This window comes from uncultured Thalassospira sp., from assembly GCF_963976115.1.
Taxonomy (GTDB): domain Bacteria; phylum Pseudomonadota; class Alphaproteobacteria; order Rhodospirillales; family Thalassospiraceae; genus Thalassospira.
Genome location: NZ_CAXBJJ010000002.1, coordinates 339420 through 362753, shown reverse-complemented (window position 1 = coordinate 362753; position 23334 = coordinate 339420). Strand labels below are relative to the sequence as shown.

Here is a 23334-nt window from a genome sequence, read left to right as displayed (position 1 = left end):
CTCGATAACGGATGCGTCATGAACCTCTTTATTGAACAATCGCTGAATGGCCTGCAATATGGCGCATTCCTCTTCCTGCTCGCCTCGGGTCTGACCTTGATTTTTGGTATTATGGGTGTGATTAATCTCACTCATGGCACCTTTTATATGATCGGCGCTTATATCGGGGCGTTGGTCTTTGGCTCGACCGGTTCTTTTTTCGCGGCCATTGTTGCGGCTATGGTGGGGGCCGGTTTATACGGTGTTCTGGTTGAAAGTACCGTTATTCGCTGGCTTTATGATCGAGACCATCTCTATCAGGTTCTTGCGACCTTTGGCCTGATTCTTTTCACGAACGAAGCCACGACAATCATTGTCGGGCGGTCGCCAATTTTCATGAATATACCAGGTTTTTTGCATGGTTCGTTCATGTTGCTGCCAAACCTTGCCTATCCTTATATGCGACTGTCGCTGATCATTACCGGTTTGTTGGTGGCCCTGTTTTTATGGGTGCTTGTCAATCATACACGGTTCGGCATGCTGATAAGGGCAGGTGCCGATGACCGGCAAATGGTTGATGCCCTTGGCGTCAATATGCGGTTGCTTTTCTTAAGTGTTTTTGGTCTTGGTGCCATGCTTTGCGGTTTGGCAGGCACGATGGCGGCCCCTTTGCTTGCTGTTGAAATCGGCATGGGTGAACGCATTTTGATCACAACTTTCGTCGTTATCATAATCGGCGGGGTGGGGTCTGTGCGGGGTGCCTTTGTGGGGGCCATGCTGGTTGGTATGGTCGATAGTATGGGGCGTGCCTACGCCCCCCAGATCCTGAGTGCGATATTACCGGCGTCAGTTGCCGATACGCTGGCGGCAGGTCTTGTTTCAGCAAGCATTTACGTTTTGATGGCGCTTGTTTTGCTCATTTGGCCCTACGGCCTGTTTCCGGCCAGGAGCTGATATGATGTTTAAACGTAACCGATTTATCGGAACAGGTATCATCTTTCTGGTGGTTCTGTTCATTGCACCGCTTGTTCTTGCGCAGGTTGGCTGGCATGGCGGCTTGTCTTTGTTTACCCGGATTGTGATTTATGCGCTGGCGGCCGTCAGTCTTGACCTGATCATCGGCTATGGCGGCCTGGTAAGTTTTGGTCATGCCATGTTTTTTGGCACGGGTGGTTATGTGGTCGCCATTATCGCGTTTCATACCAATACGGGACAAACGCTATTTGGATGGGAAGGCAGTAATTCTGCTTTAATTCTTTGGCCTCTAGCCCTTCTTGTGTGCGCAATTCTGGGTTTGATTACCGGTTATTTGGCGCTTAAGACACGCGGTGTCCAGTTCATCATGATCACCCTTGCCTTTGCTCAAATGGTCTATTTTGTTTTTGTCTCGTTGCAATATTACGGTGGCGATGATGGCTTGATGATGGACATGCGCAACACCATGCCAGGTATCGACTTACGTGATCCTTGGACATTTTATTATCTGGTGCTTGGCGTGCTTGGCATTTGGGTGGTTTTTTGTCGCATGGTTGTAAATTCACGTTTTGGCATGGTGCTTCAAAGTTTATGTCAAAGTGAAATTCGGGCGGTCAATCTCGGCATCAATCCGGTGCCCTTCAAACTGGCGGCTTTTGTTCTATCTGCGGTCGGGACGGGGCTGGCAGGTGTTCTTTGGGCTAATTACGCCGAATTTACCACACCAGACATGGTTGCATGGACAAAGTCCGGCGAATTTATGGCGATTGTTACGGTGGGGGGGCTTGGCACCTTGCTGGGCCCGATCGCCGGCACGGTCGTTTTTATCGGGCTTGAGCAGATCCTGGCAATGTGGACAGAACACTGGATGATTGTGATGGGGCTGGCGCTGGTGCTGATCGCTTTGTTCGGTCAGCGAGGCATTCTGGGACGTTTTCTGAAAGGCAATCCTCATGACTGATGCACCAGTAGCGGTACTTTCACTTGATCATTTATGTAAATCTTTTGGTGCCTTGCAGGTGACCAATGATGTCACGATTGACCTTCGCGAAGGCGAGGTTCACGCGCTGATCGGGCCAAACGGTGCGGGAAAAACCACCCTTATTTCACAGATATGCGGGGATTTGCGGTGCGATAGCGGCCATGTTCATTTTAAAGGACAAGACATTACCGCTTTTAAAGCGCATCGGCGTGTTCGGATGGGGCTTGGCCGTACATTTCAAATAACGCAGCTTTGCCTTGAATTTACGGTGCTTGATCATGTCATTCTGTCCCTTGATAGCATCGGGGGTGGTTCGTTTAATATTTTCTCCAATCCGCGTAAAAATCCGTCTTTACGCGAACAGGCATGTCAGTGGATTGCCGAAGTAGGCCTGGGCGAGCGCGAAAACAGTTTGGTCGCTAATCTTGCACATGGCGAGCGGCGTCAACTTGAACTGGCTGTGGCGCTGGCACGAAACCCCGGCGCACTTGTTCTTGATGAACCCATGGCGGGCATGGGCTCAGAGGAAACGGCACGCATGATTGGTTTGCTTCAGGGGCTTAAGGGGCGTTATCCCATGTTGCTGGTAGAACACGATATGGACGCCGTATTCACGCTTGCCGACCGGATCAGTGTGCTGGTTTATGGTCGGGTGATTTTTACCGGAACAGCGGATGAAATTCGCCGCCATCCTGAAGTGCGCTCAGCCTATCTGGGAGACGAAGCATGCTGAAGATTTCCGGTCTTGAGGCAGGTTACGGGGTTAGCCAGGTTTTGTTTGGCATGGAGTTCGACGTGCCCCACGGAACGGTTGTTTCCTTGATTGGCCGTAACGGCATGGGAAAAACCACGACCGTTCACACCATTATGGGAATGGTCCGCGCCAGTTGTGGTGAGATCTTGTTTGAAAATCAGGATATTGTTGCGCTGCAACCCAACGTGATTGCCCGGCGGGGCATCGGTTTGGTTCCGGAAGGTCGGCGTGTGTTTTCCTCTTTGACGGTTGAAGAGAACCTTGTTGCCACGATGCGCGCAAAAAAGGGGGCAACCGGCACGACCTGGGACTTGCCGCTTGTCTATGATTTGTTTCCGCGCCTGCGAGAACGTCGCCGACAATATGCGGGGACACTTTCTGGCGGTGAACAACAGATGCTGGCAATTGGCAGGGCGTTGTTAACCAATCCGGCCTTGTTAATTCTAGATGAGGCAACGGAAGGACTGGCACCGGTCATACGGGCCGACATCTGGTCAACATTGCACGCGCTTAAGCGGTTGGGTCATTCGATTTTGGTGGTCGACAAAAACCTCAAGGAAATGAGCTCCCTTGTCGATAGGCATCACATCGTTGAAAAGGGCAAGGTCGTTTGGCGCGGAACACCGCAGGAACTTGCTGCAAACAAGGTGTTGATGCAACAGTATTTGGGGGTCTGAGGTGAACGATAATTTTAATACCTGTTTTTATCGTGGTATGGACCGCGCAATGCTTGAGCGCGAATATAACGCGCGCGAAAGTGTGGCCTCATTTGATGCTGAAATGGCAGAAGACAGAGCCGAAAGTGCCCGCGTTCAGAAAATGCACAAACGGATCGCCGATATTGTTTACGATCCCCAAAGTGGGCAAACCCTGGATCTGTTTCTGGCGGGGCCCGACAGCCCGATTTTCATCTGGATACATGGGGGCTATTGGCGGGCCGGAACAAAGGAACATAACAGCTTTGCCGCTGGCGGGTTACTTGCGCAGGGCGTTTCTGTTGCTGTGCTTGACTACGCATTGGCACCAGAGGTGAAAATTGGCGAAATTGTGCGCCAGGTGCGTACGGCTACAGCCTGGATCAAAAATAACAGCGTAACTTACGGCTATAATGCGCAAACCATTCACGTCGGCGGATCATCGGCCGGGGCGCATTTGACCGGCATGTTGCTTGTCGATGGCTGGACAACGCAGATGGGGTTGCCCGATGACATGTTTGGTGCGGTGCTTGCCCTAAGCGGCTTGTACGAACTTGAGCCATTACAACATATTCAGGTGAATGAATGGATGCGTTTTACTGCCGAAGAAATCGCCGCAAATTCACCTGTTCGGCATATTCCTGATCGCAGTAAGGCCCGGTTAATTGCCTCGGTCGGGGGTTTGGAAACGGCCGAATTTCAGCGGCAAACAAACGCTTTTGTTGATGGTTGGCGTGCCGCTGGTCATCAAACAGATCGGGTTGAGATGCCAAACTGGAACCATTTTAATCTGGCCCGCAGTCTTAGTGATCCGAACGGCGATCTGGTTGGCGTACTTCATGCTGCAATCATGAATGGCAAAAAGGGAAATTTCGTATGAAGAAGTTCAAAGCAGCCGTTGCGCAACTTGCGTCACTTCCCGCTGACGCGCCGGGATCGGCAAAAAAGGCGGTGGCTTCAATTTATGAGGCGGCGGGTAAAGGCGCTAAACTTATTGTCTTTCCCGAAGCTTTTCTGGGCGGGTATCCTAAGGGCGCTTCTTTTGGTGCACCCGTTGGCATGCGCAAACCGGAGGGACGAGAGGCCTTTCGGATTTATCATGACCATGCGATCGACCTTGATGGCGACGAAGTCAGGCTGATTGCCGACGCAACGGCGCAAACCGGAATTTTTGTTGTTATTGGCTGCATTGAACGTGATGGCGGCACGCTTTATTGCACGGTGCTGTTTTTTGACGGCGATCAGGGATTGATTGGCAAACACAGGAAATTGATGCCAACTGGCGCCGAACGGCTTATTTGGGGGTTTGGCGACGGCGCGACGATGCCCGTTTTTGAAACCTCTCTGGGGCGCATTGGCGCGGTAATCTGCTGGGAAAATTATATGCCTATGCTACGGATGCATATGTATAGTCAGGGTATCAGCCTGTATTGTGCACCGACAGCAGATGATCGCGATACCTGGATCCCGAGCATGCGACATATCGCCCTTGAAGGCCGCTGTTTTGTTTTAACGGCCTGCCAGTACATTACTCGCGGGATGTTTCCGAAAAGCCATGAAAGTGCGCTTGGGGACGATCCGCAAACAGTCATGATGCGGGGTGGAAGCGCTATTATCGACCCAATGGGCCAGTTACTGGTTACGCCTGATTTTGAAGGCGAGACAATTCTTTACGCAGATATTGATATGGATGCCATCGTGCGCGGCAAGTTCGATTTTGACGTATCGGGTCATTATGCCCGGCCGGACATCTTTCAACTGAGTGTTGATGTGCGACACAAGCGGCCCGTGACAGCCATTGGCGATGATAGCGAGTAAAAGCAATGCGATTTAAGCTGGACGAAATTGATCCGCAGATCGGCTATAAGGTGATGACAGCGACAATTGTGCCGCGTCCGATCGCATGGGTGACAAGCCTGTCTTCTGAAGGTGTCGTCAATGCTGCGCCCTATAGCTTTTTTAACGTTATGGGCCATAAGCCGCCAACAGTGGCGATCGGAATAATGGCGGACCCTGTTCACGGGTTCAAGGACACGTCACGCAACATTGTTGCGGGTGGCGAATTTGTCGTGAACCTTGTAAACGAGGGACTGGCCCCGCAGATGAATATCACATCGATGGATGCGCCGTCCGATATAAGCGAGCTTGAATGTGCGGGCTTAACCCCGTTGGCCTCACACAGGGTCAAACCGCCTTGTATTGCCGAGGCTCCGGTTTCGATGGAGTGTGTCAGCCATACTGTGATGTTTACCGGGCCTCATCAGGCGTTGGTCGTTGGCCGGGTGCTGGAAATTCGCGTTGCAGACGAATTTGTTCTTGATGCAGAAAAAGGGCATATCGATACACCCGCCATTGGTTTGATCGCACGAATGCACGGTCGCGGTTGGTATGCCCGTACAAATGACATGCTGCAAATGGACAGACCGAGCTATGAGGACTGGCGGGTAAACCAGGATACTGCCAGGTAAAGCCAAAGCGGATGCGTTTTGGCGTTGGGAGATTCAAGGTTTAGAGCAGGCAGCGGGTAAATTATTACCCGCCCAGCCCTAACAGTTGCGGTAACCACATGATCAAACCGGGAATGGCAATCATCAGCACAACACGGATGAAATCGGCAGCGATGAAAGGTAAAATGCCGCGTGACAGGGTCGTGAGGGTCATTTCAGGCGCAACACCCTGAATAATGAACAGGTTCATGCCGATCGGCGGGGTGATCAGGCCAATTTCAACCACCGAAACCAGCAGCACGCCAAACCATATCGGGTCATAACCCACACCGGTAATGACGCTATAGGCAGGAACAACCGTTAGCAAAATCATGGAAAGGCTATCCATGAAACAGCCCAGCACCACATAAAAAACCAGCAACGAGATTAAAACCGCAAGCGGTGAAAAACCCTGGCTGGTAATCCAGCCGACCAGGGTTTGGGTCAGCCCGCTGGTTTCGATGAAAAAGTTAAACAGGGATGCCCCGATCAGGATCAAAAAGATCATGCCGGTCATGCTTGCGGTTTCGCGAATGCCGCTGCGCAGCACGGCCCAGGTCAGTTTTTTACGAATGAATGCGAATAATAACGCTCCGCCCGCGCCGACGGCGGCGGCTTCGGTGGGCGAAAACAGCCCGGCATAAATGCCGCCAATCACCAGCGCGATCAACACAATCGCATCCCACATGCACAACAGTGCGCCCCAGCGTTGCGACCACGGGGTATAGGCGCTAATCGGCGCCAGTTCCGGCTTGCGCATCACCTGCAGGCGGATCGAGATGATATAAAGCACAGTCGCCAGGATGCCAGGAATCATCGCGCCGGCAAACAGCGCGCCAATCGACTGTTCGGTCATCAGCGCATAAATCACCAGCAAAATCGAGGGCGGGATCAACACGCCCAACGTACCGCCAGCGGCAATGGACGCCCCGGCAAGGCTTTTTGCATAACCCCGGCTTTGCATTTCCGGCAGGGCCACGCGCCCCATTGTGGCACAGGTCGCAAGCGATGATCCGCAAATGGCACCAAAAATGGCACTGGCACCAATGCTGGATGCGGCAAGTCCACCGCGATGATGCCCGGCAAAGGCGGTAATGCCGCGAAACAGATTGCCTGACAGGCCGGAATGGGATGCAAACACCCCCATGAAAATGAACAGAGGCACCACCGACAGGCCATAGGGAAATATCGCCTCGAACGGCAGGCTTGCCATAACGTAACTGGCCGATGTCCAGTCCATCAGCATCAAGGTGCCGCCAATACCCACCAGCGCCATAGCAACCGCGACAGGCACGCGCAGTAATGCCAGGCCAAGGGCAACCACAAAGCCGATTAATCCTGCCCATTCCGTCGCCATCAAATCGCCTCGCCCGTCACGATAAATTTCAGAAATTTCACAAAGCAAACCAGCCCCGAAAGGGCGAGGCCGCTTAGCAGGAACACCCAGAACAAAATCATCGGAATGGCAAGGTTTTGTGACACATCGCCATAGGCAAGCTGTTCCATTGCCCGTTCCCAGGAAAGGTAAAAAAGAAACGCCATCAAGGCGGCACCTGTAAGCGGGATCAGGGCATCGATGATTTTGAAAAAGGCGCGAAACTGTTTTTTGCCAAACAAATCGACCGTGACATGCGCCCCGGTGCTAAAAGCATGGGGAATGGCCCAGGATGCCGCTGCCATGACGCAAAACTGGGTTAAATCAACCGCGCCGATAAAGGATTGCCCGCCAATCCTGCGCCAGACAATATCAATCACCACCACTGCAATGGCGCCAATCAGGGCGGACATACCGGCAAAGGCGAATATGTCGGTAATGCGGCTTATGACGCCATCAAGGCGGCGAACCGCAGCACGTAGCTGCGATTCATCGTAAGGATTGCGCGATTGGATCATTTGCCGTCCGCGTGATATTTGGCGTCAAATTCCGCGACCAGTTCCTGGGCGCGCTTGTAAATGGCGTCGGGGTCTTTCACACCTTTGGTTTTCAGACCTTCAAGGTAATCCTTGATCATGGGCTGAACGGCGTCTTTCCATTGTGCACGGGTTTTATCGTTAATTTCGATAATTTCATTGCCATGCTTAACGGCATCGGCCTTGCCTGCGGCTTCCCATTTATCCCACCAGTTGCCAAATTTTGCCACCAGCGGATCGCCTGAAATTTCATCAATCGCGTGCTGAACATCTTTGGGCAGCGAGTCATACTTTTTCTTGTTCATGACAAAATAAAACCCGGCAACATAGGCCCCGGCATCGGTATGGTATTTCAAAAGTTCGTTGGCCTTGACCGCATTGACCAGATCCCAGGTCGTTACCAGGCCATCAATATTGCCCTTTTGCAGGTTTTCATAAATGGCCGAAGGCGGCAGACCGACCGGCGATGCGCCATAGGCTTCCAGCATCGCTGAAACCGCCGGGCTTGGCGTGCGCAGGCGCAGACCTTTCAAATCGTCAAGGGCGCGAACGGGTTTATCAAGGGTGTGGATCAACCCGCCTTCATGGGTAAACAGCGCCAGAACCTTGAAATCCTGATAATCGCTGCCCAACATGCCTTCTTTATAAAGGTTCCACAGGGTTTCGGACCCTGAATCGGCATATTTGACCAAAAATGGCATTTCAATAATCGATGCAGCGGGGTAACGGTCGCGTGGAATACCATTCAGGCCAACCGCCATGTCAATCACACCGGCACGAACCTGGTCGGCCTGGCGGTCCACTTTGCCAAAGGCCGATGTCGCGTCGTAAATTCTGACCGCAACCTTGCCATTGGTTTTTTCTTCCAGCTGTTTGGCCCAGGGTTCCAGAAAATCCTTTTGGAAGCCATGGCTGGGCGGCAGATAATGGCTGATTTTAAGGGTAATATCGGCGGCATTGGCACAGGTCGCCCCGGCAAGGGCGGTGGCACCGGCCACAAGGCCGATGATGATCTTTCGCAAACTCGGTTGTTTCATGTTTCTCTCCCTATTGATTTTCTGTGTTGTTATTGCGGTACGGCAGCAGCAAAGGCAGGCAGGCTTTGGCAATGTGCATCAATGGTGCAAATTGCCGGGTAGGCGGCAAGGTCCACGTCAAAGCGGCGGGCATTGTAAACCTGTGGCACCAGGCAAATATCGGCCAGTGTTGCCTGGGTGCCCAGGCAGAACGGCCCTTCATCGCGGTGAGGTGCGATCAGGGCTTCAATTGTATCAAACCCGGTTTTGATCCAGTGATGATACCAGGCACGCTTTTCATCTTCCGATGCACCCAGCGTTGCGGTGACATATTTTAAAATGCGCAGGTTATTGAGCGGATGAATATCGCAGGCGATAGTATGGGCGATTTCGCGCACCGCAAGGGCGGCCAGCGGGTCCTGCGGGATCAGGCGCGGGGTCGGGTATGTTGCATCGAGCCATTCAATCAGCGCCAGGGACTGGCCAAAGGTTTTGCCACCAAATTGAAAGGACGGCACCAGCCCCGATGGCTCCACGGCCTTATAGGGGCTGGCGGATTGTTCGCCGGTGCGAAGGTCGATGGTCGTGATGGTTTCGGGCTGCAACCCCTTCAAATTCAGGGCGATGCGCACACGATAAGACGCCGATGACCGGAAGTAATCGTAAAAGGTTAGGTCGTTCAGTTTCATCCCTGGCTCTTTTTTTGATGTGGCCTTGGCAGCGTTGGATTTTCGCCCGCTCCGCATGGAAAAACCGCATTTCAGACGTTACCCCGGCGCACACGCAAAAGCGGTGCGTTTGCCAACGGCATGTCATGATACGCGATTTCCTCTTTCAGATTGGAATTATGATATATATAATGAATTACGCAATATGAAATTTTCACAGGTTTTTGTGATTGTGACTTCAGTACAGCCCTACGACCCGACCGTGATTGATCTGGCGGACGACGAAACGAGCGATACCCGCAAGGGCATTCAGTCCATTGAGGTGGGCGGGCGCATCATTTCGGCCCTGTGCGATTTTCAATATCCGGTGCCGCTCAAAGATCTGGCGGCCGCGGTGGGGATGCCAGCGGCAAAGGTGCATCGCTATCTTACCAGTCTGGTGCGCATTGGCCTTGCCTGTCAGGATGACCAGTCGGGTCTTTATGGCTTGGGGCCTATGGCCTTGCGCATGGGGCTTTCGGCGATTGAGCGTAATGATGTGGTGATGCGGGCCGGGCGGCTTTTGCGTGTGTTAACGCTGGATTGGCGATCTTCGGGGCATCTTGCCATTTGGGGTGAACGCGGGCCGGTCCTTATTCGAACCGAACATGGCGGGCCACCGGTGATTTCGACGATGGGGCTTGGCACCGTCATGCCGCTTTTGCGCTCTGCCACCGGGCAGGCCTTTTTGGCAACCATGCCGCGTTCGGCTATCGAACATGTCATTCGTGCCGAACAGGAAATTCTGCATTGGGATGATCAACAGGTCGCTGATTTGATTGAAAAAAACCGCTTGCGTGGCGCTGCCGTGATCGAAGGCAATATTGTGCCGGGGCTTTCCGCCATCAGCGCGCCGGTTTTCAATTTGGATGGCTCGGTTGCCTGTTGTGTCACCCTGATGAACCCGCAGGCCAATTATTTTCAGCCCGGCCATCCGGCCTTTGCGGCGTTTTTGCGCGAAATTGCCCGGTTTAATCACGATTGGGGCGGGCGCGAACGTGTTGGATCATAGGTTCGGTATTGCATGTTTCACATGGTTTCAAGCTTGCCAAGGAGGTTCATCAGCGCATCGAAATCCTGCCCGCCCAAATGGGCGCGCGCTTTTTGGTTAAAGGCGTTACCCGCCGTGGCAAGGGATGCAAAGGCGCTTTCGCCCTGTCTGGTCAGCGAGATCAGTGCAATGCGCCGGTCATTTTCATCTTGCTGGCGTTTCAGCCAGTGGCGCGCTTCGATGGAGGCAACGGCACGTGAAACCTTGGTTTTATGCAGGCCGGTGCGGGTGCCAATGCCGGTTGCGGTTTGCGGGCCATATTGGCCGAGTGTTGCCAGCACCCGCCATTCCGAGCGGGTCATGCGGTAACGGTCCCGGTAGATGTCGCGAAAACCGAAACTGACTTTTTCGCTGGTGTGATGCAGCACAAAAGGCAGGAAACCATCCAGGTCAAATTTTTCTGTCATCACATTCGATCGCTGTTTGATAGTTACAAAAATTATAGTTACGTTTGTAACTATATCAAATAAAGTTAGGGAGAAGACAATGGCCGATCACATTGTTTCTGCAAAAAAGAACCCGGTAAACAGCCTGGGCGGCTTGCAGTATATGTCAGGCTTTGGCAACGATTTTGAAACCGAATGCCTGCCCGGTGTCTTGCCACAGGGGCAAAACAGCCCGCAAAAATGCGCTTATGGTCTTTATGCCGAACAGCTTTCAGGGTCGCCCTTTACCGCACCACGCGGCAGCAATGAACGGTCCTGGCTGTATCGTATTCGCCCCGGCGTGCGCCATAATGGACGGTTTGAAAAATTCGACCTGCCCCATTGGAAAACCGCGCCCTGCCTGAACGTTCACAGCCTGGCGCTGGGGCAGTTGCGCTGGGACCCGGTTGAAATGCCGTCTGATGCAACCGATTTTATTGCCGGTATCCGCACCATCACCACGGCGGGCGATGCGCTGGGGCAGGCGGGCATGGCCAGCCATGTTTATGTGTGTAATGCCGACATGGTGGATGATTACTTCTTTAATGCCGATGCCGAATTGCTGGTGGTGCCGCAAATTGGCACGCTGCGTATTTTTACCGAACTGGGCATTATGGATGTCGCCCCGCTGGAGGTCGCCCTTATTCCGCGCGGCATGATGTTCAAGGTTTCGATATTGTCTGCCGGGCCGGATGGCGGGGCGCGGGGGTATGTGTGCGAAAATTACGGGGCTAAATTTACCCTGCCCGAACGTGGGCCGATTGGGGCGAACTGTCTTGCCAATCCGCGTGATTTTAAAACACCTGTTGCCGCTTATGAAGACAAGGAAACACCGTGCCGGGTGCGGGTTAAATGGTGCGGCCAGTTTCACGTTACCGAAATTGGCCATTCCCCGCTCGATGTGGTGGGTTGGCATGGCAATTACACCCCGTTCAAATATGATTTGCGCACCTTTTCGCCCGTCGGGGCAATTTTGTTTGATCACCCGGACCCGTCGATTTTTACCGTTCTCACGGCGCCATCGGGCGAGGCCGGTACGGCGAATATCGATTTTGTTATTTTCCCGCCGCGCTGGATGGTGGCGGAAAACACCTTCCGCCCGCCCTGGTATCATCGCAACATCATGAGCGAATTTATGGGCCTGATCGAAGGCCGGTATGATGCCAAGGAACAGGGGTTTGTCCCCGGCGGCATGAGCCTGCATAACATGATGCTGGCCCATGGCCCCGATACCGAAGGTTTCACCAAGGCATCGGAAAGCGAGCTTGAACCCGTCAAGCTTGATGGCACGATGGCCTTCATGTTTGAAACCCGCCTGCCGCAGCAGCTTACCCGTTTTGCCGCCGAACTGCCCGGCCTGCAAAACGATTATCAGGATTGTTGGCAAGGGCTGGAACGCCGGTTCGATGGCACCCCGGAAGGGCGTTAGAACTGATGCCCAAATTTCATTATTGGAAATATGATTTTAAATAAAGACCGGACATACCCGGCAAGGAGACAGGACCGATGAAATTTGCCACCCTGAAAGACGGCAACCGCGATGGTAAACTGGTTTTGGTATCGCGCGATTTGCGCCGCTGTGCTCCCATTGATGGGGTGCCAACCTTGCAATATGCGCTGGATAACTGGTCAGTGCTGCAAGGCAAACTGGCCGACATTGCAGTGCTGCTGGAATCCGATGATGCATTTGGTGATGCGTTTGACCAGAAACGGACCCATTCGCCTCTGCCGCGTGCCTATCAGTGGGCGGACGGGTCGGCTTATGTCAACCATGTGGAACTGGTGCGCAAGGCGCGTGGGGCCGAAATTCCCGAAAGTTTCTGGACCGATCCGTTGATGTATCAGGGCGGATCAGACAGCTTTTTGGCCCCGACCGACCCGATTGTTCTGGGTGACGAAGGCTGGGGCATTGATATGGAAGGCGAGGTTGCCGCGATTACCGGCGACGTGCCGATGGGCGTTACACCAAAAGAAGCCCGTAAATTCATTCGTTTGCTGATGCTGGTTAATGATGTGTCCTTGCGCGGGTTGATCCCCGGCGAACTGGCAAAAGGATTCGGCTTTTTCCAGTCCAAGCCGTCATCGGCCTTTTCCCCGGTTGCAGTAACACCTGATGAACTGGGCGATGCCTGGGACGGCGGCAAGGTGCATTTGCCCTTGAATGTGGATTTGAATGGCAAGCCGTTTGGTCGGGCCAATGCCGGGATCGATATGACCTTTGATTTTGGGCAGCTTGTTGCCCACGCGGCCAAAACCCGCCCGCTTTGCGCGGGCAGCATCGTTGGGTCGGGTACGGTTTCAAACAAACAAGATGGCGAACCGGGCAAACCGGTGGCCGATGGCGGGGCGGGTTATTCCTGCATTGCCGAAATCCGCATGATCGAAACCATCCGCGATGGCAAACCGGCAACGCCTTTCATGCGGTTTGGTGACCGGGTTAAAATTGACATGTGCGATGCCAATGGCCAGTCGATTTTTGGAGCGATTGATCAGACGGTGCAAAAATTCAGCGGTTGAAACGATAGCCAGGCCCCTGCCGTGGCAAAATGTCAGGGGTCTGGTTGTCGGATCATTATGACACGCTGTTATGTCAAGTTGGATCGCGGTCCAGTAACATCCCGGCGCGGCAGCCCTTGTTTGTCCCTTCGGCCCAGCTTTCGCGGCCATTCACCCAAACACTTTTGATCCCAAGGGCCGGGGTTTTGGGTTTTTCATAGGTCGCGCCCGATTCAATGGTTGCCGGGTCAAACAGCACCAGATCGGCAAAGGCGCCTTCGCGAATTTGCCCGCGATCCTTAAGGGCAAACCGGCGTGCGGGCATCAGCGTCATGCGTTTGATGGCTTCTTCAAGGGTGAATAATCCGACTTCACGCACATAATGCCCCAATACCCTTGGAAATGTGCCCCAAACACGCGGATGTGAATGATCACCGCGCGCAATGCCGTCAGAACAAATGATGGTATGCTCGAACGACAAAATGCGCCTTACATCGCTTTCATCCATGATGAAGAAAATACCGGTGGCGGGCAGCAAACGCTCCATTGCGGTGTCGAGGTCGGTGTTCCATTCTTTGGCAATATCGGCCAGATCGCGGCCGGCCATTTTGGGATAAGCCAGTGATTCCGCCACAATCACGCGGGTTGCCTGGCGATGACGACCGGAATTAAGCATGGTCGAGGACGCGGTCCAGGGTGTGGTGTCAAGGCTGACATCGTGTTGAAGCATTGCCTTGCGAAACATTGGCAGCGTGATTTCTGACTGGCCGTGATTGGCAAGACCCGCACATTTATGATGACTGACATGTACCCCGCAACAGGCTTCGCGCCCGATCTCAAAGGTTTCCTCAAGGGCTTCAATGCCCCGGTCGCCTTCATCGCGCATATGGGTGACGTAAAGTTTGCCATGCGCCTTGGCAATACGGGCCATGGCAATAGCTTCTGCGGTGGTCGCTGCCCGCGCGGGTGGATAAAACAGGCCGGTTGAAACGCCAATCCCGCCTTCGTCCAGGGCCTGATCAAGCGACTTTTCCATCGCCTTTAGTTCTGCGGCATCGGCCGGGCGGCCAAGGTCGGCAACTTCGTTGATGCGCAATGTGCCATGCCCGATCAGGCAGGCGGAATTGACCGCCGCCGGAGACTGGCGCAATTGTTCGCGATAATCGGCAAAGCGGGCAAAGCGCGGGCGGCTGGATGTCAGGATCATGCCCAGCGGTTGCGGCAAAATCTCCATCGTTGCCTTCAGCGGAGCAATTGAAAACCCGCAATTCCCGGCAATGATTGTCGTTACCCCCTGGCTGAGCATGCAATCCATGCCCGGATCGGTCAACAGGGCTTCGTCGTGATGAACATGCGGGTCAATGAAACCGGGGGCAAGTGTCAGACCGTTACAATCGATTTCACGCCCGCCCTGCCATTTCGCAAGGGTGCCAACGGCCACAATCCGGTCATCACGGATGGCGACATCGCCGCGTTTGCGGGGCTGGCCTGAACCATCCACAATATCGGCGTTGCGAAAAATGACGTCAGCTTGCATTGTCGGAAACTCCAGAAGACTTCTAATTTTTTGTTGTTCAGGCATGTTTGTGGATGCTCCGTAACCTGAAGGCGGGTTCCAACGGGTGCCGGTAGGGGTTATTTGGGCTCAGGTAAAAGTGTCGGCCTTGGCCGGTGCCGGTGCCGAGGGTTGACCATCATCGCCCGCCCAGCGGGCAATGAGGTGAACCAGAATGATCACAATCATGACCGGCACTGCAATCGCGACCCATAATGTTGAAAAATCAAGGGCATCGGCTGTCGTTCGGCTGTGGCGCAAAAGAAAACCGCGTGCCGGATTGTTGCCCGGGCCAAAGAAACAGTACCAAAGAACAGGTGTGAGATAGATGATGACGACAGCAGACTGGACCGTGCCGGTTATGACGGCCATTAATCCGCCCCCGGTGCTGCTGCCTGTGAAAAGGGCAGGGTCAAAACGGCGCTTGAAGCTCATGGTTGCGCCGATCAGACCCGCCCAGATCATGGCATAACGTGCCAGTTCTTCTGTCCAGGATGGCGGTGAGGCAAAGACATAACGGGCGACAACCTGTAACAAGACCGAGCCTACCAGCACCGATAGCGCGATGATGGCAATGATACCTGCAAGTCGATCAAGGCCAAGGCTGATTGCCAGGGCTGTTTTTCGGATCGTGTTCACCTTCACCGCCTCCTGCCTAGTTGCGTACGATGTTGAGGGCGTCGAGATATTTCTGCAAATCATCTGCCGCCATAATTGACGGCCAGGTCTTCGCCGTTGCCGCGACCATTTTTTCGCGTTCGCCCGGTTCAAGTTGGGAAATGGTCACCCCGGCTTCCTTCATCCGGGCCATGACCTTTGTGCTCCAGTCGGCCAGCCATGCACGATTGGCGGTCATGCCCGCTTCCAGCGCCTTGTCGATTTCAGCTTTTTCATCGGCCGACAGGGTTTCGTACCAATCGTTGGAAACAAAAACAGCCCGGGTCGAGGGGGAAATATTGGCCGGTGTAAAGTGTTTTAGAAAGGCGGTGTGCCCGGTTCTGAGCGACGAGTTCGGCGGATTGAGATAACCGTCGGCAATGCCGACCTGAATGGCATTGGCAACTTCGGACCATGCGATGATGGTGCCGTTGGCGCCCAGGGCTTGTTCATATTCAAGCTGTTCCGGGTTGAGGGCCCGTAAACGCAACCCTTTGAGATCGGACATTTTGGTCACGGCATGCTGGCTGTTGTGAATGCCAATCCCGACGCCGATATAATTAAAACCGGCCAGGTGAATGCCGTTTTCAAGCAGGGGTTTGTTCATTTCTGCAAGAAGGTCGCTTTTGGCGATGACAGCGTCAAATTCGTCGCTGTCTTTAAACAGGAATGGCAACAAAACGCCCTTTAGCAGCGGGCTCATGCCGACACCGGTTGAAACGGTCGCGAGGTCAATTTCGACCAACCCCTGGGCGGTGGCATCAAAGCGTTCTTTTTCGCTGCCCAACGTATCAGACGGAAAAACGACCACCTTGAAACCCGTACCTTTAAGGGCATCGGCAAAACCATGCACAAAGGCGGCTTCAGCGTTGGTGACCGGATCGTCGGTGCCGTTCATGGCAATTTTGACCTCGGCGGCAAAGGCTGGTGTGATGATGGATGTGGATAACACAATGGCAAGGGAGGCAAGTGTTCTCCCCGACTTTGTAAACGTCATGTTACGTGATCTCCTCTGTTGTGCCCTTTTGTTTGTTATCAGCTCAGCCCCAGGGCGTGCGGCAAAGCCAGTGAGATGGCGGGAAAGAAGGTCAGCACGATCAAAAGTGCGACTTCGGCAAAGAAAAACGGCAATGTTGCGCGGATCAATCGCCAGTAATTGATGTTGCATGTTGTTGCCAAAATCAGCAGGACACCGCCAATCGGAGGCGATAGCAACCCGGTCGAGATATTGAAGCAGATGACAATGCCGAGATGCACCGGATCGATCCCCATTGCCAGCGCAACGGGGACAAAGATCGGGGCGAACAGTGCCACGGCGGCTTTGACATCCATCGCCATACCCGCGATCAGAAAGACGACATTGACCAGCATCAGGTATTGTAACGGGCCAAGGCCCAGTGCGGTGATTTGGGCGGCAATTGCCTGGGGCAGCCGATCAAGGGCGGCGATATAGGAAAATGTCGAAATCGCGCATAGAATGATGAACAGCGCCCCCAGCAGAACCGCCGTGCGAATGGCACTCTGGCGCACGGCTTCGCCATCAAGCTTGCGATAGGCAAAACCGATAATCAGGGCGGCGGCAACGGCGACAGCGGCGGCTTCGGCCGGGGTCATAACGCCAAAAAGGGTGCCGCCCAGAATGATGACAGGCAGGGTCATGGCGGGCAGGGCGCGAAGAAAGGATTTGCCAATTGGCGGCATATCCGTTTGATCGCCACCACCTGGATGATCGTCGCGCCAGGCATAAAAGGCATTCATCACCATTAGTACGGCGGCCAAAAGCAGCCCGGGGATAACGCCCGCCGCAAACAGGGCCGCGACCGAGGTATTCATCAGCGCACCGTAAAAGATCAGGATGCTGGACGGTGGAATGATCGGGCCGATGATGGATGACGCCCCGGTAATGGCAACGGCGTAATCAAGCGAATAGCCCCGTTTTTGCATTTCGGGCACAAGTGAATTGCCCAATGCAGCGGCATCGGAGACCGCCGAGCCCGACACACCGGCAAAGAAAACACTGGTTAAAATATTGACATGGCCAAGGCCGCCTTTCACCCGGCCTAACAGCGACATGGAAAAGTCGATCAGCGCCGATGCAATGCCACCCCGGTTCATCAAATCACCGGCAAAGATGAAAAGCGGCATCGCCAGAAATGCAAACACGTCAAGTTGGCTAAACAGGCGCTGTGGCAGTGCCGCCATGAAATTGGCCTGACCGCCCATAATAAACGTTATGATGGATGCCGCGCCAATGACATAGGCTATCGCCGCGCCAGATAAAAGCCCCACTCCGATCAGGATAAGCAGAAATGCCGCCTGCATCCTATTCCCCTTTCTGTTTTTTATTGGCAACAAGACTGGAGCGATTTTTCGGGTTAGGAAATAGAAAACTTTTATTTCATCCATAGCTATATACTATGGATTAAGGACGCGATAATACGATACGGAGGCCCTTATGCGCGGAATAACGCTTCAGCGATTGCAGGTATTTTGCGAGGTTTATGAACGTAATTCGATCAGTGCGGCTGCACGAGCACTGGGCCTGTCACAGCCGACGGTCAGCAAGCATTTGCGTGATTTCGAGGCGGCATCGGGGCTGACATTGTTTGTTTTGGAACGCGGTCGTATCCTTCAGACAGCCGATGCCGATGCCATTTATAGCGAAAGCCGGTTTTTACAAGACGGTATTGGCCAGCTTGAGGGCCGGATCGAAGCCCTTAAGAAAGGGGTGGGCGGCAAGCTGTCTGTGATGTCGATTGGTCTTTTGATGAACTATTTCGTACCGCAGGCCTGTGCCAGTCTGATGCAAAAAATGCCGCAATTGCGCCTGATTGTGGACATCAGCAAGTCTGCCCATCAACTTGAATTGCTGCATGCCGGGCTGATTGATCTTGGGATTATGGCCGGGCGGGTAACGATGCGCGATGAGGAATTTACCCTTTTGGGGCGGGGAAAATTAAAAGCGATTGTGCCGCGTGAAAACCCGCTTGCCCAAAAACGCCAGGTGACCCTGGAACAGGTTTTTGACTATCCGATGGTGGACACCACCGCACGCGGGCCGATTGGCAATGTCCTTGAAGAAGCCCTGAGAACGCGCGGGTTGAGCATGGCCGGGGCTGTGACCTGCAATTCGCTGGAAGCCGTGCCACCGATGGCGCAGATTTTGAAACGATCTGCCATCATTGACGAATTCACGGCCCGATCCTTGTTGCAAACCGACATTGTCTGCATCGATCTGGAGCCAGCGATAAACTTTGATATCTGGGCTGTGACCTTATCCTCGACCGGGAACCGGAACGCCATTCGCCTTTTTTCCGATGCACTGCGCGGCTTGTTGGCACAAAGATAAGGCGCAAACAAAACCCCTGCCATCGAAATGGCAAGGGTTTAGGGGGGCACGGTGCAGTGACGAGGGTTAAAATGCCAGTCTTGGTAAAAACAGAACCAGATCGGGCAACATCAGCAGGGCAAAAACCAGCAGCAGGATCGCGGCCAGAAATGGCAGGGATTCCCGCACGTAATGTTCAACCCGGACATTCATGATCGCACAGACGGTATACATGGCAACACCGACGGGCGGGGTCATTGAACCCAGTGTGACCAGCGTCATCATCAGAATGCCGAAATGAACCGGATCAACGCCAAGTTGTTTAATGATGGGCACAAAAATTGGCGTCAGCAACAATACCAGAACCGTGCTTTCAACAAACAGCCCGGCGACAAACAGAATACCCAAAATCGCGGCAACAATCGCAGTGGGGTTGCTTAACCCCGACAACAGGGCACTGGAAACAGTTTGCGGAACCTGCAAAAACGTAATCGCAAAACCGACCATGCCCGACATTAAAATGATCAGCATGATCATGCCAATATCGGAAATCGCATCGGCAAGTGCGCGTTTAATATCGGTAAAGCCAAGTTCGCGGTGGCTGAAAATACCCACAAAAACGGCGTAAACCACCGCAAAGGAGCCAACCTCGGAGGGGGTAAACAACCCGCCACGGATGGTAATGATCAGCAAAACCGGAAACAGCAATGCCCATTTTGCTTCCCAAAATGCCACGGCCAGTTCGCGCACGGTGGGTTTGCGGGCGTCTTTGGCAACGTAATTGCGCTTTTTGGCGATGATATAGGCCGTAACCATCAACACAATCATCATTAGCACACCGGGAATGATCCCGGCCAGAAACAGCCGCCCGATCGAGACATTGCCAACATAGCCATACAGGATCAGCCCGATGGAAGGCGGGATGGTGGCCGTAATCAGCGAGCTTAGCGCGATAACGGCGGCTGAAAAGCCTTTGGAATAACCGTTTTCGATCATTTTGGGGCCAATAACGCGGGCTTCCATGGCGGCATCGGCCACGGCAGAGCCTGAAATGCCGCCCATCAAGGTCGACAGGATGATGGAAACCTGGGCCAGACCACCGGCCATCCACGAAACGGCGATGTTGGAAAATTTGAACAGGCGGTCGGTGATGCCGCTTTCATTCATTAAATGACCGGCCAGCACGAAGAACGGCACGGCCAGCAACGGGAAACTTTGCGACACAGCGGCAATTTTTTGCACACCAATTGACAGCGGCATGACATCGGATGTGACAAAAAAGGTAAACCCGGACAAGCCAATGGCAAAGGCCACCGGGGCACCAATGATCAGGAAAAACAGAAAGATGGAACCGATCAACAACATGGTCAGATGTCCTGCTTGGTCGTGGGAGATGTTGTTACCGGCGGGATGCTTTCGGAGCTTTCTTCGGGCAGCGAATAAACAAGGATCTGCTCGGCCCGGCGGTGCCGCCATGCATCAATAATATTGTAAATGATGGTGCCCCCCAAAATGACCGACCCGACAGGCACGGCAATGGTGACAAAGGCATAGGAAATGCCGGAATCGCCAAATTGGCGTTGTTTGTTAAGGATCGTCAGGTCGTAACCCTCGACCGCCAGCACGGCCAGCATGGCACAAAAAATTAATCCAACGGCGGTTTCAATGATCAGGCGATAGCGGTGCGGGGCGAGACGAACAAACAGGTCAACGCCAAGATGGCCGCGCTGGCGCATGGCCCGAATGGCTCCAAAAAAACACAGCCAGATAAACAGCAATTGCGCCATATCGACCGACCACATGACAGGGTGGCCAAAGGTCCGCATGATGGAGGCGACAAAAACCAGCATGACAATGGCGATGAATATTGCGGAAACCAGTGCAAACTCGGCCTGAGCCAGACGTTTTTTCATGCCCGGTTTTCCTCCCTTGGCTTGGACGCGCATAAGCGCCATGGATCGATGGTGGGATGGGTGAAATGATGTGTAAAAACGGCGTGCCGCAATGCTGTGGGCAACACTGAAGCGTGGGTGTGCGGGTTTTTGTCTGACAAATATACCGGTGCGATACGACAAAAGACGGGCGCTTAAAACGGCCCGTCTTTTGCCAAATGGCTTAATTGTTCAGGATTTTGTCAACCTGCTTGTGCAGTTCGCCATAACCAAGTTTGTCATAAACGCCTTTGGTGGCTTCCTTGAACGGGGTGGTGTCGATTTCGGAAACGTCGACACCGTCATCTTTAAGCTGCTGTTCGATGGATGCCAACGCATCGCGGGTGCCATAAGATGCAATATCGCCTGCTTTAAGTGATTCTTCGCGCAGGATTTTCTGCAAATCTTGCGGCAGGCTGTCAAACCAGGCGGCGCTGGTAACCAGCCCGGTGATCAGGTTGATATGGCCTGTTTTGGTGATATGCGTGATCACTTCCTGAAGGTTGGCGCCGATAACAGCGGGAAGCTGGGCTTCGGTGCCGTCAATTGTGCCAAGTTGCAGGGCGCTGTATACGTCGGAGAAAGGCATCGGGGTCGGTGTTGCGCCCATCGCCTTGACAGTTTCGATCCAGACCGGTGCGCCTGGTGTGCGCAAAACCAGCCCATTAAGGTCGGCAGGTTTGGTAATCGGCTTTTTGGTCAGCAAATGGCGTTCGCCCTGCCACCAGTTAAACGACAAAACCTGATGGCCCGATGCCTTGCGCAGTTTTTGCACCCAGGTTTCAAACAGGTCGGATGTCACAACCTTGCGAATGCCATCATACCCCTGTGCCAGATACGGGGCGCCAAGAATGCCGAATTCTTTTTCAAAAACGGCAAGGCGGCCCCCATCGACAATAACGGCAACCGGGGCACCGGCGCGGGCCTGTTCAAGGACGTCTTCATCCGGGCCAAGCTGCGAATTGGGAAACAGCGTTACCTTGATCTGGCCTTTGGTGCGTTCGTCAACGTTTTTAACAAAGGCTTCAAGGCCCTTGTAAAGCGGGTCGCTGGTCGCAAGGGCAGTGTTAACACTAAGGGTATAATCGGCGGCATGTGCGGTCATTGCCATGGTCATACCGGCAACGCCCGAGACGATGAAAGTCGTCAAACGTGAAATCTTCATTTTTTCCTCCCTGAATATGCCAGCTATAAATGCCAGCCTTGTTTGTCAGATAGCATACTAATATATCAGTGTCAATTAACAGCGGGCTAAAAGATGTGCTTCCGGCATTTGGCAGGATTTTCCCCGCCCTGTTCCGGAAGCCGTCCGGGGCGGCGGGGTGGGTACGGCAAATGCGCTGCCTGTGTTTTTTGATGTTAATCGCGTTGCCGCAACACTGCGAATGCACCGGTTACAGGTAAGCATTGGCGCAGATCAGGCGCCAAACATTTCCCGGTTGTTTTGAATGATTGTGTCGAGTTCGTTGAGCGAACCGGAAAGATGGTCGCGGACATGGGATTCGACAGTTTGCAGATCAGATGCGCGAACGGCATCGAGGATTTTGCCGTGCTGGAATATTACCCGTTCGATCTTGCCCGGTGTGGGCAATTGCAAGCGACGAACCCGGTCGAGATGGCCGCTATGTTCGCGCACAACCTCCCACAAATCCTCGTATCCGGCTGCGATAAACAGGGCGCGGTGAAAGGCGCTGTCAAGGCGGGAAAAGGCGGCTGTATCCGTGCTGTTGAGGCGTTGTTCAGACAGGATTTTTTCCGCCGGGGCGATTTTAACCTTGTCTATTGCCAGGGCCAGGTTATGGGCCACTTCAAGTTCCAGGGATGTTCGCAGGAAGTGGGTTGATTTAACCTTGTGGATGCTGATCGGGGCAATCAGGGTTTTTGACTGCGGAAAGACTTCGACAAGTCCGTCCTTTTCCAGTTTTAAAAAGGCCTCGCGCACCGGGGTCTGGCTGACGCCATAAAAATCGGCCAGCACCGCACGCGACAGGCTGTAGCCCGGGCGCAAATCAAGCGAGACAATCCTGTCGCGCAAATCTTCATAGACTTGCAGCGCGACCGGTCGGTTCCGGCTGATCTGAAAGGGTGTTGTGTCGAGGCTTCCCTCGGGGATGCCGCTGGTTATTTTTTGTCTCATCGTGCTCTTTCCTATGCCACTTCCTCTTATCGTACAATATGGCTTGCATAGGCAATACTAATATTTTACTATTCAGGCACAGGCAAAAAAATCCTCAGGGCAGGCGCGGGAAATTCGCGATATTTCGTACTCTCACCCGTGTTCGGGCTATCTGGCGTATCAGTTCCTCTTCGGGTTTGATCATCCGGAGACCGCTGAAGCGGCAGGGAAAGCCGGGTTTTGCAAGTGCTACCGGGATTAAATGCTGAC

The 23334-nt window shown here is 53.7% G+C and carries 24 protein-coding genes; 11 read left to right on the top strand and 13 right to left on the bottom strand.

The genetic code is table 11. The annotated features are described in order from the left end of the window. The first annotated feature begins 18 nt into the window (after positions 1 to 18). Genes AAC086_RS03530 through AAC086_RS03500 form a run of 7 tightly spaced genes read left to right on the top strand, consistent with a single transcriptional unit; the run spans position 19 to position 5853 of the window. Positions 19 to 933 (top strand): branched-chain amino acid ABC transporter permease, encoded by a 915-nt coding sequence (locus AAC086_RS03530; protein ID WP_339775357.1) that lies wholly within the window; start codon positions 19 to 21, stop codon positions 931 to 933. 1 nt (position 934) lies between these two features. Continuing rightward, positions 935 to 1915 carry a branched-chain amino acid ABC transporter permease gene (locus tag AAC086_RS03525; protein WP_339775355.1) on the top strand — a complete coding sequence of 327 codons (981 nt, stop codon included), beginning with the start codon at positions 935 to 937 and terminating at the stop codon, positions 1913 to 1915. Next, positions 1908 to 2669 carry an ABC transporter ATP-binding protein gene (locus AAC086_RS03520; protein ID WP_339775353.1) on the top strand — a complete coding sequence of 254 codons (762 nt, stop codon included), beginning with the start codon at positions 1908 to 1910 and terminating at the stop codon, positions 2667 to 2669. The genes AAC086_RS03525 and AAC086_RS03520 overlap by 8 nt, the downstream gene beginning before the upstream one ends. After that, positions 2663 to 3367: an ABC transporter ATP-binding protein gene (locus AAC086_RS03515; protein WP_339775351.1), complete on the top strand. Its 705-nt coding sequence runs from the start codon at positions 2663 to 2665 to the stop codon at positions 3365 to 3367. The genes AAC086_RS03520 and AAC086_RS03515 overlap by 7 nt, the downstream gene beginning before the upstream one ends. A gap of 1 nt (position 3368) precedes the next feature. Then, positions 3369 to 4265 (top strand): alpha/beta hydrolase, encoded by an 897-nt coding sequence (locus AAC086_RS03510; RefSeq protein WP_339775349.1) that lies wholly within the window; start codon positions 3369 to 3371, stop codon positions 4263 to 4265. Continuing rightward, on the top strand, positions 4262 to 5203 hold the full coding sequence (locus AAC086_RS03505) for a carbon-nitrogen hydrolase family protein (RefSeq protein ID WP_339775346.1): 942 nt from the start codon (positions 4262 to 4264) through the stop codon (positions 5201 to 5203). The genes AAC086_RS03510 and AAC086_RS03505 overlap by 4 nt, the downstream gene beginning before the upstream one ends. A 5-nt stretch (positions 5204 to 5208) precedes the next feature. After that, positions 5209 to 5853, top strand: a complete 645-nt coding sequence (locus AAC086_RS03500) for a flavin reductase family protein (protein WP_339775343.1) — start codon at positions 5209 to 5211, stop codon at positions 5851 to 5853. Positions 5854 to 5917: 64 nt separating this feature from the next. Here AAC086_RS03500 and AAC086_RS03495 read toward each other — a convergent pair whose 3' ends face one another. From AAC086_RS03495 to maiA, 4 genes are read right to left on the bottom strand one after another with little or no spacing between them, the layout of a single operon-like run. Beyond that, positions 5918 to 7228, bottom strand: a complete 1311-nt coding sequence (locus AAC086_RS03495; protein ID WP_339775341.1) for a TRAP transporter large permease — start codon at positions 7226 to 7228, stop codon at positions 5918 to 5920. Further along, positions 7228 to 7764, bottom strand: a complete 537-nt coding sequence (locus AAC086_RS03490) for a TRAP transporter small permease (RefSeq protein ID WP_339775338.1) — start codon at positions 7762 to 7764, stop codon at positions 7228 to 7230. The genes AAC086_RS03495 and AAC086_RS03490 overlap by 1 nt, the downstream gene beginning before the upstream one ends. Then, on the bottom strand, positions 7761 to 8819 hold the full coding sequence (locus AAC086_RS03485) for a TRAP transporter substrate-binding protein (protein ID WP_339775336.1): 1059 nt from the start codon (positions 8817 to 8819) through the stop codon (positions 7761 to 7763). Before AAC086_RS03485 ends, AAC086_RS03490 begins: the two co-directional genes overlap by 4 nt. 29 nt (positions 8820 to 8848) lie before the next feature. Beyond that, the gene (gene maiA / locus AAC086_RS03480) at positions 8849 to 9487 is read right to left on the bottom strand and encodes a maleylacetoacetate isomerase (RefSeq protein ID WP_339775334.1); all 639 of its coding nucleotides are present in this window, start codon (positions 9485 to 9487) and stop codon (positions 8849 to 8851) included. Between the two features lie 184 nt (positions 9488 to 9671). Between maiA and AAC086_RS03475 the strand changes: the two genes are divergently transcribed. After that, positions 9672 to 10517 carry an IclR family transcriptional regulator gene (locus tag AAC086_RS03475; protein ID WP_339775332.1) on the top strand — a complete coding sequence of 282 codons (846 nt, stop codon included), beginning with the start codon at positions 9672 to 9674 and terminating at the stop codon, positions 10515 to 10517. Positions 10518 to 10534: 17 nt separating this feature from the next. Here AAC086_RS03475 and AAC086_RS03470 read toward each other — a convergent pair whose 3' ends face one another. Next, entirely contained in the window at positions 10535 to 10963 is a 429-nt protein-coding gene (locus AAC086_RS03470) for a MarR family winged helix-turn-helix transcriptional regulator (protein ID WP_339775329.1), read from the bottom strand. 79 nt (positions 10964 to 11042) lie between these two features. Here AAC086_RS03470 and hmgA point away from each other — a divergent pair, with 79 nt between their 5' ends. Together hmgA and AAC086_RS03460 are read left to right on the top strand one after the other, a co-directional pair. Continuing rightward, complete coding sequence (gene hmgA / locus AAC086_RS03465) at positions 11043 to 12410, top strand: homogentisate 1,2-dioxygenase (RefSeq protein WP_339775327.1); 1368 nt, start codon at positions 11043 to 11045, stop codon at positions 12408 to 12410. 77 nt (positions 12411 to 12487) lie between these two features. After that, a complete protein-coding gene (locus AAC086_RS03460; protein WP_339775326.1) occupies positions 12488 to 13498 on the top strand; it encodes a fumarylacetoacetate hydrolase family protein in 1011 nt (336 codons plus the stop codon). Between the two features lie 73 nt (positions 13499 to 13571). Here AAC086_RS03460 and AAC086_RS03455 read toward each other — a convergent pair whose 3' ends face one another. The 4 genes from AAC086_RS03455 to AAC086_RS03440 all read right to left on the bottom strand — a co-directional run bounded on the left by AAC086_RS03455 (position 13572) and on the right by AAC086_RS03440 (position 18011). Beyond that, positions 13572 to 15014: a D-aminoacylase gene (locus tag AAC086_RS03455; RefSeq protein ID WP_339775324.1), complete on the bottom strand. Its 1443-nt coding sequence runs from the start codon at positions 15012 to 15014 to the stop codon at positions 13572 to 13574. Positions 15015 to 15122: 108 nt separating this feature from the next. Beyond that, positions 15123 to 15671 carry a TRAP transporter small permease subunit gene (locus tag AAC086_RS03450; protein ID WP_339775322.1) on the bottom strand — a complete coding sequence of 183 codons (549 nt, stop codon included), beginning with the start codon at positions 15669 to 15671 and terminating at the stop codon, positions 15123 to 15125. A 16-nt stretch (positions 15672 to 15687) separates the two neighbouring features. Then, positions 15688 to 16686 carry a TRAP transporter substrate-binding protein gene (locus AAC086_RS03445; RefSeq protein ID WP_339775320.1) on the bottom strand — a complete coding sequence of 333 codons (999 nt, stop codon included), beginning with the start codon at positions 16684 to 16686 and terminating at the stop codon, positions 15688 to 15690. Between the two features lie 38 nt (positions 16687 to 16724). Then, positions 16725 to 18011, bottom strand: a complete 1287-nt coding sequence (locus AAC086_RS03440; protein WP_339775318.1) for a TRAP transporter large permease — start codon at positions 18009 to 18011, stop codon at positions 16725 to 16727. Between the two features lie 133 nt (positions 18012 to 18144). Here AAC086_RS03440 and AAC086_RS03435 point away from each other — a divergent pair, with 133 nt between their 5' ends. Beyond that, the gene (locus AAC086_RS03435) at positions 18145 to 19038 is read left to right on the top strand and encodes a LysR family transcriptional regulator (protein WP_339775316.1); all 894 of its coding nucleotides are present in this window, start codon (positions 18145 to 18147) and stop codon (positions 19036 to 19038) included. A 66-nt stretch (positions 19039 to 19104) separates the two neighbouring features. Here the strand turns inward: AAC086_RS03435 and AAC086_RS03430 are convergent, their stop codons facing one another. The 4 genes from AAC086_RS03430 to AAC086_RS03415 all read right to left on the bottom strand — a co-directional run bounded on the left by AAC086_RS03430 (position 19105) and on the right by AAC086_RS03415 (position 23085). Continuing rightward, positions 19105 to 20382, bottom strand: coding sequence for a TRAP transporter large permease (locus AAC086_RS03430; protein WP_339775313.1), 1278 nt, complete (start codon positions 20380 to 20382; stop codon positions 19105 to 19107). Between the two features lie 2 nt (positions 20383 to 20384). Further along, positions 20385 to 20930, bottom strand: coding sequence for a TRAP transporter small permease (locus AAC086_RS03425; RefSeq protein WP_339775312.1), 546 nt, complete (start codon positions 20928 to 20930; stop codon positions 20385 to 20387). A 202-nt stretch (positions 20931 to 21132) separates the two neighbouring features. Beyond that, complete coding sequence (locus AAC086_RS03420) at positions 21133 to 22113, bottom strand: C4-dicarboxylate TRAP transporter substrate-binding protein (protein ID WP_339775310.1); 981 nt, start codon at positions 22111 to 22113, stop codon at positions 21133 to 21135. A 252-nt stretch (positions 22114 to 22365) separates the two neighbouring features. Then, complete coding sequence (locus tag AAC086_RS03415; protein ID WP_339775308.1) at positions 22366 to 23085, bottom strand: GntR family transcriptional regulator; 720 nt, start codon at positions 23083 to 23085, stop codon at positions 22366 to 22368. Positions 23086 to 23334 lie beyond the last annotated feature (249 nt).

Bases quoted from the DNA above. Each gene is read 5' to 3' on its own strand.
- AAC086_RS03425 (WP_339775312.1), bottom strand. From the start codon at position 20,930: ATGAAAAAACGTCTGGCTCAGGCCGAGTTTGCACTGGTTTCCGCAATA.
- AAC086_RS03460 (WP_339775326.1), top strand. From the start codon at position 12,488: ATGAAATTTGCCACCCTGAAAGACGGCAACCGCGATGGTAAACTGGTT.
- AAC086_RS03525 (WP_339775355.1), top strand. From the start codon at position 935: ATGATGTTTAAACGTAACCGATTTATCGGAACAGGTATCATCTTTCTG.
- AAC086_RS03430 (WP_339775313.1), bottom strand. From the start codon at position 20,382: ATGTTGTTGATCGGTTCCATCTTTCTGTTTTTCCTGATCATTGGTGCC.
- AAC086_RS03530 (WP_339775357.1), top strand. From the start codon at position 19: ATGAACCTCTTTATTGAACAATCGCTGAATGGCCTGCAATATGGCGCA.
- AAC086_RS03435 (WP_339775316.1), top strand. From the start codon at position 18,145: ATGCGCGGAATAACGCTTCAGCGATTGCAGGTATTTTGCGAGGTTTAT.
- AAC086_RS03500 (WP_339775343.1), top strand. From the start codon at position 5,209: ATGCGATTTAAGCTGGACGAAATTGATCCGCAGATCGGCTATAAGGTG.
- maiA (WP_339775334.1), bottom strand. From the start codon at position 9,487: ATGAAACTGAACGACCTAACCTTTTACGATTACTTCCGGTCATCGGCG.
- AAC086_RS03490 (WP_339775338.1), bottom strand. From the start codon at position 7,764: ATGATCCAATCGCGCAATCCTTACGATGAATCGCAGCTACGTGCTGCG.
- AAC086_RS03420 (WP_339775310.1), bottom strand. From the start codon at position 22,113: ATGAAGATTTCACGTTTGACGACTTTCATCGTCTCGGGCGTTGCCGGT.
- AAC086_RS03485 (WP_339775336.1), bottom strand. From the start codon at position 8,819: ATGAAACAACCGAGTTTGCGAAAGATCATCATCGGCCTTGTGGCCGGT.
- AAC086_RS03515 (WP_339775351.1), top strand. From the start codon at position 2,663: ATGCTGAAGATTTCCGGTCTTGAGGCAGGTTACGGGGTTAGCCAGGTT.
- AAC086_RS03440 (WP_339775318.1), bottom strand. From the start codon at position 18,011: ATGCAGGCGGCATTTCTGCTTATCCTGATCGGAGTGGGGCTTTTATCT.
- AAC086_RS03470 (WP_339775329.1), bottom strand. From the start codon at position 10,963: ATGACAGAAAAATTTGACCTGGATGGTTTCCTGCCTTTTGTGCTGCAT.
- AAC086_RS03495 (WP_339775341.1), bottom strand. From the start codon at position 7,228: ATGGCGACGGAATGGGCAGGATTAATCGGCTTTGTGGTTGCCCTTGGC.
- AAC086_RS03505 (WP_339775346.1), top strand. From the start codon at position 4,262: ATGAAGAAGTTCAAAGCAGCCGTTGCGCAACTTGCGTCACTTCCCGCT.
- AAC086_RS03520 (WP_339775353.1), top strand. From the start codon at position 1,908: ATGACTGATGCACCAGTAGCGGTACTTTCACTTGATCATTTATGTAAA.
- AAC086_RS03475 (WP_339775332.1), top strand. From the start codon at position 9,672: ATGAAATTTTCACAGGTTTTTGTGATTGTGACTTCAGTACAGCCCTAC.
- AAC086_RS03445 (WP_339775320.1), bottom strand. From the start codon at position 16,686: ATGACGTTTACAAAGTCGGGGAGAACACTTGCCTCCCTTGCCATTGTG.
- AAC086_RS03455 (WP_339775324.1), bottom strand. From the start codon at position 15,014: ATGCAAGCTGACGTCATTTTTCGCAACGCCGATATTGTGGATGGTTCA.
- hmgA (WP_339775327.1), top strand. From the start codon at position 11,043: ATGGCCGATCACATTGTTTCTGCAAAAAAGAACCCGGTAAACAGCCTG.
- AAC086_RS03415 (WP_339775308.1), bottom strand. From the start codon at position 23,085: ATGAGACAAAAAATAACCAGCGGCATCCCCGAGGGAAGCCTCGACACA.